Genomic DNA, 9484 nt, shown 5'->3' with positions numbered 1-9484 from the left:
GCAGGTCGATCGTCACCGGCACCGGGCAGCCGTCCGGACCGATCGCCTGGCCCGCCTGCGAACCCGGGCACTTGTCGTCGCAGTTGTTGACGCCGTCACCGTCGTCGTCCTTGTCGGCGCAGTTCGGCGCGACCGGGGCCGGGGCGACCGGGGCGGTCGGCTCCGGACCGAGCGGGATCACGACGCCGACCGAGGCCAGCACGTCGCCGAACCAGTCCTCGCCGTCGTCACGCGGCACTTCGTCGTTGAGGTAGGCGGCGACGCTGTCATTGTCGAGGTCGGCGCGGTAGGCCAGCTCGGTGCGCAGCTTGACGCGGCCGACGTCGCCCTGGAGGCCGAGGCCCAGCTTGGCGGCGAGGTTCGTGCTCTCACGCTCGCTCGGCGCGCCGTTGCGCGTGAAGCGGGCCGGGATGAGCGGGTTGGACGGGTCGAACTCCTCTTCCACGCGCTGCGCGCCGAGGCCCATCACCACGTACGGGTTCCACGAACGGCCTTCGGTGACGAAGTGGCGACGCACGTCGAACGAGATGCCGTACTGGCTGAAGAGCAGGTCTTCGTTGCCTTCCTGCTTCGGGTTCTGGTAGTTCGCCTCGATGTCGAACGACCAGTTCGGGTTGATCATGCGACCGAAGCCGATCGCACCGAACGGCGCATTCTCGGTGCCGCGCTCGTCGTCCTGCAGGTTGCCGCCGACGGTGCCGGTGACGTACCAGCGGTCATCGAATTCCTGGGCCTGAGCCACCGGGAGGATCGCGAGGCCACCCAGCAGGGCGGCGCAGAGGAGTTTCTTGTTCATCTAGTTGTTGCTCCTTGGGTTCGGGGGATGAGGAATCCGCAATTGCGTGTTCCGACCGTTCGAGACGGCTGCCTGAACAAAGCCATCGGCGCGGAGCCTAGGCGCGGCTCCGTGAAGGGGCTGTTAACTGGCACGTAACATTCGCGGAAGTTCCCGTTCTCGCTTTTGTTGCTACAGCTCCGTTCAACGTTGCATGTGCGTTGTCATGTGCGGACACGCCTGCAACGTGGCGAACGTAGGGTCTGCCCATGTGCGAATACGTGGGCGGAAGGTGGTGTGACGCAGCAGCCTGCTCGCGCGTCTTCGAAAGGGTTGCTGCACCGGGGCGATGCATCGGTCTGAGCCGACAAGCGGAATGTTGCGCGCGTCGGCAGTGGCATATCGCTCCTGCGGGCCCGTCGCTAGCTCCATGCAGCGGAAAGCCGCCCATTCTGCCAGAGCGGCGGAACGGGTCGGTGCATTACGCTGCACACAGGGCCAGTACGCGAGTCGGGCGGACAACCTGACATCGCTTGCCGGACCTGCGATTTCCGGGCATCTTGCGCACTCCATACGCCAGCGTATCCCTGCATGACGGTCGTGGCCCCGCCTGCGTTTCCGCATCTTCTCGCCCCGCTCGACCTCGGCTTCTGCACGTTGCGCAATCGCGTCCTGATGGGCTCGATGCACACGGGCCTGGAGGATCGCGCGCGCGACTTCGACAAGCTGGCCGCGTATTTCGAGGAACGTGCCGAGGGTGGCGTCGGCCTGATGGTGACCGGGGGATTCGCGCCGAACCTGCGGGGCTGGCTCAAGCCTTTCTCCGGCAGCCTCGCCTCGCGCCTGCAGGTGGCGCGGCACCGGCGCGTGACCGCCGCGGTGCATCGCCACGACGCGCGCATCTGCCTGCAGATCCTGCACGCGGGCCGCTACGCCTACCACCCGCTGCAGGTCGCGCCCAGTGCGATCAAGGCGCCGATCAATCCGTTCACCCCGAAGCCGCTCGGCGCACGCGGGGTGGAGCGCCAGATCCGCGCGTTCGTGCGCAGTGCCGTGCTCGCGCGCGAGGCCCGCTACGACGGCGTCGAGGTGATGGGCTCGGAGGGCTACCTGCTCAACCAGTTCACCGCGCCGCGCACCAACCGGCGTGAGGACGTCTGGGGCGGTGATGCGGTGCGCCGCATGCGGTTCGCGGTCGAGATCGTGCGTCGGATCCGCGAGGCCTGCGGCCCGGACTTCATCCTCATCTACCGCCTGTCGATGATCGACCTGGTGGACGAAGGCCTGACGTGGGACGAGGTCGTCGCGCAGGCCCGCGCCGTGGAGGCCGCGGGCGCCACGATCATCAACACCGGCATCGGCTGGCACGAGGCGCGCGTACCGACGATCGCGACGTCGGTGCCGCGCGCGGCCTTCGCGGACGTCACCGCGCGGCTCAAGCCGCACGTGCGCGTCCCGCTCGTCGCGACGAACCGAATCAACATGCCCGACGTCGCCGAGCGCGTGCTCGCGAGCGGCGCGGCCGACCTGGTGTCGATGGCGCGCCCGCTGCTCGCCGATCCCAAGTGGGTCGCGAAGGCACGCAGCGGGCGGGTCGACGAGATCAACACCTGCATCGCCTGCAACCAAGCCTGCCTCGATCACGTCTTCGAGAACCGCCGCGCCACGTGCCTGGTCAACCCGCGCGCCTGCCACGAAACCGAACTCGTCTACCGGCCCGCTACGACGCCGCGCCGCATCGCGGTCGTCGGCTCGGGCCCCGCCGGACTTGCCTGCGCGACCGTCGCCGCGCAGCGCGGCCATCGCGTCACGCTGTTCGAGAAGTCGTCGCACATCGGCGGACAGTTCGATCTCGCGCGACGCATCCCCGGGAAGGAGGAATTCGCCGAGACGATCCGCTACTTCCAGCGTCGCATCGAGCTCGATGGTGTCGAGCTGCGACTCGGCACCGTTGCGACGACGGAAACGCTCGAGCCCTTCGACGCGGTCGTCCTGGCCACCGGCGTGGCGCCGCGCGGCGTCGACTTCCCCGGCAGCGACGATCCACGCGTGCTGCGCTATGACGACGTGCTCGCCGGCCGCGTGCAGGTCGGCGCACGCGTCGCGATCATCGGGGCGGGCGGCATCGGCTTCGACGTCGCGGAATTCCTTGCCGAGCACGGCGCATCGCCGTCGCTCGACGTCGCGTCCTGGCGACGCGAATGGGGCGTCGACGTGCACTACACCGATGCACGCGGCGGGCTGGTATCGCCGGTCGCACCTGCGCCGGCACGCGAGATCTGGCTGCTGCAGCGCACCGCAGGTCGACCGGGTGCACGCCTTGGTCGAACGACGGGCTGGATCCATCGCGCCTCGCTGAAATCGCGGCGCGTGCAGATGCTCGGCGGCGTCTCGTATCGCCGCTTCGACGATGCAGGCCTGCACGTGGAGATCGACGGCGGGCCGCGCGTGCTGGCCGTGGACCATGTCGTCGTCTGCGCCGGTCAGGTCTCGGTCAACCCGCTCGCGGCGCCGCTGCGCGCACGTGGTGCCGAGGTGCACGTGATCGGCGGCGCGGAACTCGCCGCGGAACTCGATGCCAAGCGCGCGATCGACCAGGGCAGCCGGCTCGCCGCGGTGCTGTGACCACCGGCAAGCGACGACCGTGTTCACATCACGTTTATAGACGCGACGATACGGTGCGCGCCGACCTCGCCGCCGACTGATCCTTCACGGTGGCACCGGCACGGCCCGCGAATGCGGGATTTGTGCCCGGGCAATGCGAGCCGTTGCGGCCACCGTGCCGCGCAATGGACTGCGGCCGCCGCCCTCCTTCGGTAACGCCATGCCGGCAACCGCCGACGACGCGCCTTGCGCGTTCGTCGTCCCGCGCCGGCGCAACGGAGCAAGGAGTACGACGACGATGAAACTGGCTTGGGTCCTCTGGCTGGCCACGGTGCTCCCTCCGGAGCCCGCCGATTCCCTCTGTCTCAGCGCGACCGTCTACCTCGAGGCACGCGACCAGTCGGTCCGCGGGCAGAAGGCTGTGGCGGAGGTCGCGCTGCGGCGGCGCGACAGCGGCCTGTGGGGCGAGACCGTCTGCGACGTGGTCACCGCGCGCAAGCAGTTCGCGCCGACACTGGTTGCGCCGACCACGCAGATGTCGAATACCGAGGCCTGGGCGCAGTCCGTGACCATCGCGCTCGAGGCCGAGCAGAACTGGTCGCTGCCGACCGGCGAGCGCGAGGAGATCGTGCCCGGCGCGAGCCATTTCGCCGCGCATGCGATCGCCTCGCCGAGCTGGCGCAATTCCTACCAGGTCGCGCGCATCGGCGACCACACGTTCTATCGCGTGCAGTCGCTCCGGCCGCGCCGCGTCTGAGCGGGCCGCTGCGTTCCGCTGCGCGCCTTGAGCGCAGCGTCGAACGTCATCGATAGTGCGGGTCCCACGATGGAGACCGCGATGAAGCTCTACACGATGCCCGGCGCCTGTTCGACCGCCTGCCACATCAGCCTGCGCTGGTCGGGGCTGCCGTTCGACGTCCACGTCCTCACTCGCGAGGCCCTGAAGGGCCCGGAGTACCTCGCGGTCAATCCCGGGGGCGCGGTGCCGGCGCTCGTCGACGGCGACTTCGTGCTGACGCAGAACGCGGCGATCCTGGGCTATGCAGCCGACCTCGCGCCGGCATCAGGGCTCGCCGGCGACGGCTCGGCCCGCCAGCGCGCTGAAGCCAACCGCTGGCTCGCTTTCGTCAATGCCGACCTGCATCCGGCCTTCCATCCCCTGTTCGGCCCTGCGCGTTTTCTCGCCGACGAAGGGCAGCACGAGGCGCTCAAGGCCGCCGCACGCGCGCGTCTGCGCGGCATGTTCGAGCGCGCAGATGCGCAGCTGCGCCGCGGCGACTGGCTCGCGGGGTTCCGCAGCTATGCCGATCCCTATCTCTACATCACGCTGCGCTGGGCAACCCGCACCGGTGTCGACCTTGCGGGCTTCGAGGGGCTCGAAGCCTTCCGCGCGCGCATGGACGCCGATCCCGATGTCCGGGCGGCCCTCTCGACGGAAGGGCTGGCCTGACGCAGCACATGGCTCCAGTAAAACGCACGAAGGCGGCCGAGGCCGCCTTCGTCGTCTGCGCGGGGCAGTCGATCAGCGCCGGTCGATCGGCACGTAGTCGCGGTCTTCCGGCCCGGTGTAGTTCGCGCTCGGGCGGATGATCTTGCCGTCCTCGCGCTGCTCGATGACATGCGCGCTCCAGCCCGTGGTGCGCGCGATCACGAACAGCGGCGTGAACATCGGCGTCGGGATGCCCATCATGTGGTAGGCCGACGCGCTGTACCAGTCGAGGTTCGGGAACATCTTCTTGGTGTCCATCATCAGGTTCTCGATGCGCTCGGACACGTCGAACAGCATCGGGTTGCCGCCCTCGTGGCAGAGTCGGCGCGAGAGCTCCTTGATGATCGGATTGCGCGGATCGCCCACGGTGTAGACCGGGTGGCCGAAGCCGATGACGATCTCCTTGCGCTCCATGCGTGCGCGGATGTCGGCTTCCGCCTCGTCGGCCGTCGAGTAGCGGCTGATGATGTCCATCGCCACTTCGTTCGCGCCGCCGTGCTTCGGGCCGCGCAGCGCGCCGATCGCGCCGGTGATGCACGAATGCAGGTCCGAGCCGGTGCCGGCGATCACGCGCGCGGTGAACGTCGAGGCATTGAACTCGTGCTCCGCGTACAGGATCAGCGACTTGTCGAGCGCCTCGGTGTGAAGCGACGACGGCCGCTCGCCATGCAGCAGGTGCAGGAAGTGCGCGGCGACGGAATCATCGTCGGTCTGCACCTCGATACGGTCGCCGTTGCGGGTGAAGTGCCACCAGTACAGCAGCATCGAGCCGAAGCTCGCGATGAGCTTGTCGGCGATGTCGCGGGCCTCGGACGCCGGATGGCCCTCGCGCTCGGGCAGCACCGTGCCGAGCACCGAGCAGCCGGTGCGCAGCACGTCCATCGGGTGCGCGTTCGCGGGAATCAGCTCGAGCGCTTCCTGCACCAGCGCCGGCAGGCCGCGGAGACGCTTGAGCTTGGCGCGGTAGGCCTTGAGCTGCGACGAGGTCGGCAGGGCCCCGTGCACGAGCAGGTGCGCGACCTCCTCGAAGGTCGACTGCGTTGCGAGGTCCTTGATGTCGTAGCCGCGGTAGTGCAGGTCGTTGCCGCTGCGGCCGACGGTGCACAGGGCCGTGTTGCCGGCGGCGGTGCCGCTGAGTGCGACGGACTTCTTCACCTTGGGGAGCACTTGCTCGCTCATGCGCTTCTTCTCGTCAGTGCCCGGGCGACGCCGCGGGCGGTCGGTTCGGTGGCAGGCGCCCTCGCCCGCCGTCGGGTCGTGATTATTCGCTCTTCGTCGCTGCGAACAAGCGGTCGAGCGTGTCCTCGTAGGCGTGGTAGCCGAGGAAGTCGTAGAGCTCTGCACGCGTCTGCAGCTGGTCGACGATGCCCTTCTGCGTGCCCTCGCGGCGGACGGTCTCGTAGAAATTCAAGGCGGCCTTGTTCATCGCCCGGTAGGCGCCGCAGCAGTAGAGCGCGATGTCGACGCCGGCCTCGCGCAGCTCGTCGGTGGTGAAGAACGGCGTGGAACCGAACTCCGTGAGATTGGCGAGGATCGGCACCTTCACCGCGGCCTTGAACCTGCGGTAGTCGTCGAGCGAGGTCATCGCCTCCGGGAAGATCATGTCGGCGCCCGCCTCGACGTACGCCTGCGCGCGCTCGATCGCGGCGTCGAGGCCTTCGACCGCGGCGGCATCGGTGCGCGCCATGATCACGAAGCCCGCGTCGGTGCGGCCGTCGACCGCAGCCTTCACGCGATCGACCATCTCCGACTTCGAGACCACTTCCTTGCCCGGCCGGTGGCCGCAGCGCTTCTGGCCGACCTGGTCCTCCATGTGCACGGCGGCCACGCCGACGCGCTCGAACGAGCGGATCGTGCGGGCGATGTTGAACGCCCCGCCCCAGCCGGTGTCGATGTCGACCAGCAGCGGCATCTGGGTGGCCTCGACGATGCGGCGTGCATCGGTGAGCACATCCTCCATCGTCGAAATGCCGAGATCCGGCATGCCGAGCGAGTTGGCGGCCACGCCGCCACCGGAGAGGTACAGCGCCCTGTAGCCGGTGCGCTTGGCCATCAGGCCCGCGTAGGCGGTGATCGCGCCCATCACCTGCAGCGGGGATTCTTCCTGGACGGCGGCGCGGAAGCGCGCGCCGGTGGACTGGTGCGTCATGTGGACCTCATCGAATACTGCCCACGTCTATCGCGGGCGATGACGGCGCGTCACGCCGTGGGCCTCCAGAGCAACGAAGGCGACCGTGGCCGCCTTCGTCGTGGTGCTCAGAGCAGGTGTGCCACGCCCTGCCGCTCCTCCTCGAGCTCGGCGAGGGTCCTGTCCATCGCTGCGCGGCTGAAGTCGTCGACCGGCAGGTCGGTCACGCGGGTGTACTCGCCGTTCGCGCAGGTCACCGGCACGCCGTACATCATGCCTTCGGGGATGCCGTAGCTGCCGTCGGACGGCACGCCCATGGTCACCCACTTGCCGTTGGTGCCGAGCACCCAGTCGCGGACGTGGTCGATCGCGGCATTGGCTGCCGATGCGGCCGACGACAGGCCACGCGCCTCGATGATCGCCGCGCCGCGCTTGCCGACCTGCGGGATGAAGGTGTTCGCATTCCAGTCGTGATCGCTGATGCGGTCCTTCAGTGACTGGCCGCCGACGGTGGCGAAGCGGTAGTCCGGATACATCGTCGGCGAGTGGTTGCCCCACACGACGAGGTTCTCGATGTCGCCCACCGGCACGCCGGCCTTGTTCGCGAGCTGGCTCAGCGCGCGGTTGTGGTCGAGGCGCAGCATTGCGGTGAAGTTCTTCGCCGGCAGGTCCGGCGCCGACTTCATCGCGATGTAAGCATTGGTGTTCGCGGGGTTTCCGACGACCAGCACCTTCACGTCACGCGAGGCGACCTTGTTCAGCGCCGCGCCCTGCGCGGTGAAGATCTTTGCGTTCTCCAGCAGCAGGTCCTTGCGCTCCATGCCCGGGCCGCGCGGACGCGCGCCGACCAGCAGGGCAATGTCGGCGTCCTTGAACGCGACTTCCGGATCGTCCGTGCCGACCATGCCGGCGAGCAGCGGGAACGCGCAGTCCTCGAGCTCCATCATCACGCCCTTGAGCGCGGCCTGGGCCTTCTCCATGGGCAGCTCGAGCAGCTGCAGGATCACGGGCTGGTCCTTGCCGAGCATCTCGCCGGAGGCGATGCGGAACAGCAGCGAGTAACCGATCTGGCCGGCTGCACCGGTGACGGCGACGCGGACGGGGGTCTTCATGTACGAACTCCGTGGAACGTGCGTGGGGTTATCGAAGGGATGTTCCTGGATGCCGCTGCCACCGGTCTTGCCGGACGGCTTGGACGCCGAGCTCAGCGCTTCGGCGTCCAGCATGCTCATGCCAGTTCCGCGAAGAACTCGCGGAAGCGCTCGAGGCCGGGCTGCAGCTGCGGCGTCGGGCAGGTGTAGCTGATGCGCAGCGCGGTCGGCGCACCGAAGGCCGAGCCCGGCACGCAGGCCACGCCTTTGGCCTCGAGGAGCGCATTGCAGAAGTCGACGTCGCTGTCGATCTTCGCGCCCGTTGGCTCGTGCGTCTTGCCGAAGGCGCAGCTGATGTCCGGGAAGACGTAGAACGCGCCCTCGGGGCGTGGGCAGACGAGTCCCGGGATGCTCTCCATCACCGCCATCACCTGGTCGCGCTTGGCCTGGAACTCGGCGCACTTCAGTGAAGGGATGTCCTGCGGGCCGGTGAGCGCGGCTAGCGCGGCGGCATTGGTCACTTCGGGCAGGTTGGTGATGTGGTTCGAGTTCATCGTCACCACGGCCTTCGCGATCTGCTCCGGCCCGGCCATGAAGCCGACGCGCCATCCGGGCATGCCGTAGGTCTTCGAAAGCGAATCGATGAAGATCACGCGCTCGCGCAGCTCGGGCCGTGCATGCACGAAGTTGTGGTAACCCACGCCGTCGAACACCATGCGGTTGTAGATGTCGTCGGTGATGACCCAGGTGTCCGGGTACTTCGCGACGACATCGGCCAGCGCGGTGATCTCGTCCTTCGAATAGACCATGCCGGTCGGGTTCGACGGATTGTTGAACAGGAACACGCGCGGCCTCGAAGCGAGCGCGGCGTCGAGCTGCGCCGGCGTGAGCTTGTAGTTCTGCTCCGCCGGGCACGGCAGCAGGTCGATCTTCGCGTTGAGGATCTCCGCGATGTCGACGTAGCTCGTCCAGTAGGGCGTCGGGAAGGCGATCGTGTCGCCCTCGTCGAGCAGCGCCTCGCAGAGGTTGTAGATGACGTGCTTGGCACCGATGCCGGTCGCGATGTTGGCGCGCGTGTAACCTGTCAGGCCGACGGCTTCGATGTGCGCGAGGAAGGCGTCCAGCAGTGCGTCCGGGCCGCGATTGCTGCCGTACTGCCCGCTGTCGTGCTTCAGCGCGTCGGCCGCGGCGGCATAGACGTGCTCGCCTGGCAGGAAGTTCGGGACGCCGATCGAGAAGCTGATGATGTCGCGGCCTTCGGCCTTCAGGCGCTTGGCCTTTTCGGCGACCTGCATGATCGCGCTGGGCTTGGCGCGACCGATGCGCGAGGCGAGCTGTGGCATCGCGGAACCTCGGAAAAATGCGGCGGTGGGAGACCGGCCGAGGCGCGACGGCGC

The 9484-nt window shown here is 68.4% G+C and carries 8 protein-coding genes; 3 read left to right on the top strand and 5 right to left on the bottom strand.

The genetic code is table 11. From position 1 onward, the window contains the following. The coding region (locus tag ACYVJJ_RS02885) for an outer membrane beta-barrel protein (RefSeq protein ID WP_460830954.1) at positions 1-796 on the bottom strand (796 nt) is incomplete at its 3' end. A gap of 570 nt (positions 797-1366) precedes the next feature. On the opposite strand from ACYVJJ_RS02885, the gene ACYVJJ_RS02880 reads away from it, so the two are divergent. From ACYVJJ_RS02880 to ACYVJJ_RS02870, 3 genes are all read left to right on the top strand, one after another. Then, positions 1367-3400, top strand: coding sequence for an oxidoreductase (locus tag ACYVJJ_RS02880; protein ID WP_460830953.1), 2034 nt, complete (start codon positions 1367-1369; stop codon positions 3398-3400). A gap of 277 nt (positions 3401-3677) precedes the next feature. Next, entirely contained in the window at positions 3678-4136 is a 459-nt protein-coding gene (locus tag ACYVJJ_RS02875; RefSeq protein WP_460830951.1) for a cell wall hydrolase, read from the top strand. Between the two features lie 81 nt (positions 4137-4217). Further along, the gene (locus ACYVJJ_RS02870) at positions 4218-4829 is read left to right on the top strand and encodes a glutathione S-transferase N-terminal domain-containing protein (RefSeq protein WP_460830950.1); all 612 of its coding nucleotides are present in this window, start codon (positions 4218-4220) and stop codon (positions 4827-4829) included. Between the two features lie 72 nt (positions 4830-4901). Here the strand turns inward: ACYVJJ_RS02870 and prpC are convergent, their stop codons facing one another. The 4 genes from prpC to ACYVJJ_RS02850 all read right to left on the bottom strand — a co-directional run bounded on the left by prpC (position 4902) and on the right by ACYVJJ_RS02850 (position 9430). Further along, positions 4902-6047, bottom strand: a complete 1146-nt coding sequence (prpC, locus tag ACYVJJ_RS02865; protein ID WP_460830949.1) for a bifunctional 2-methylcitrate synthase/citrate synthase — start codon at positions 6045-6047, stop codon at positions 4902-4904. Positions 6048-6129: 82 nt separating this feature from the next. Next, positions 6130-7017 (bottom strand): methylisocitrate lyase, encoded by an 888-nt coding sequence (prpB, locus tag ACYVJJ_RS02860; RefSeq protein ID WP_460830947.1) that lies wholly within the window; start codon positions 7015-7017, stop codon positions 6130-6132. 107 nt (positions 7018-7124) lie between these two features. Next, a complete protein-coding gene (locus ACYVJJ_RS02855; RefSeq protein WP_460830958.1) occupies positions 7125-8108 on the bottom strand; it encodes a malate dehydrogenase in 984 nt (327 codons plus the stop codon). Between the two features lie 116 nt (positions 8109-8224). Then, on the bottom strand, positions 8225-9430 hold the full coding sequence (locus ACYVJJ_RS02850; protein WP_460830946.1) for an aminotransferase class I/II-fold pyridoxal phosphate-dependent enzyme: 1206 nt from the start codon (positions 9428-9430) through the stop codon (positions 8225-8227). Positions 9431-9484 lie beyond the last annotated feature (54 nt).

The organism is Lysobacter humi (ex Lee et al. 2017), assembly GCF_054781815.1.
The sequence above is the reverse complement of the archived record's forward strand: the minus strand, read 5'-3'. Positions and strand labels throughout refer to the sequence as shown.

Bases quoted from the DNA above. Each gene is read 5' to 3' on its own strand.
- ACYVJJ_RS02875 (WP_460830951.1), top strand. From the start codon at position 3,678: ATGAAACTGGCTTGGGTCCTCTGGCTGGCCACGGTGCTCCCTCCGGAG.
- ACYVJJ_RS02870 (WP_460830950.1), top strand. From the start codon at position 4,218: ATGAAGCTCTACACGATGCCCGGCGCCTGTTCGACCGCCTGCCACATC.
- prpB (WP_460830947.1), bottom strand. From the start codon at position 7,017: ATGACGCACCAGTCCACCGGCGCGCGCTTCCGCGCCGCCGTCCAGGAA.
- ACYVJJ_RS02855 (WP_460830958.1), bottom strand. From the start codon at position 8,108: ATGAAGACCCCCGTCCGCGTCGCCGTCACCGGTGCAGCCGGCCAGATC.
- ACYVJJ_RS02880 (WP_460830953.1), top strand. From the start codon at position 1,367: ATGACGGTCGTGGCCCCGCCTGCGTTTCCGCATCTTCTCGCCCCGCTC.
- prpC (WP_460830949.1), bottom strand. From the start codon at position 6,047: ATGAGCGAGCAAGTGCTCCCCAAGGTGAAGAAGTCCGTCGCACTCAGC.
- ACYVJJ_RS02850 (WP_460830946.1), bottom strand. From the start codon at position 9,430: ATGCCACAGCTCGCCTCGCGCATCGGTCGCGCCAAGCCCAGCGCGATC.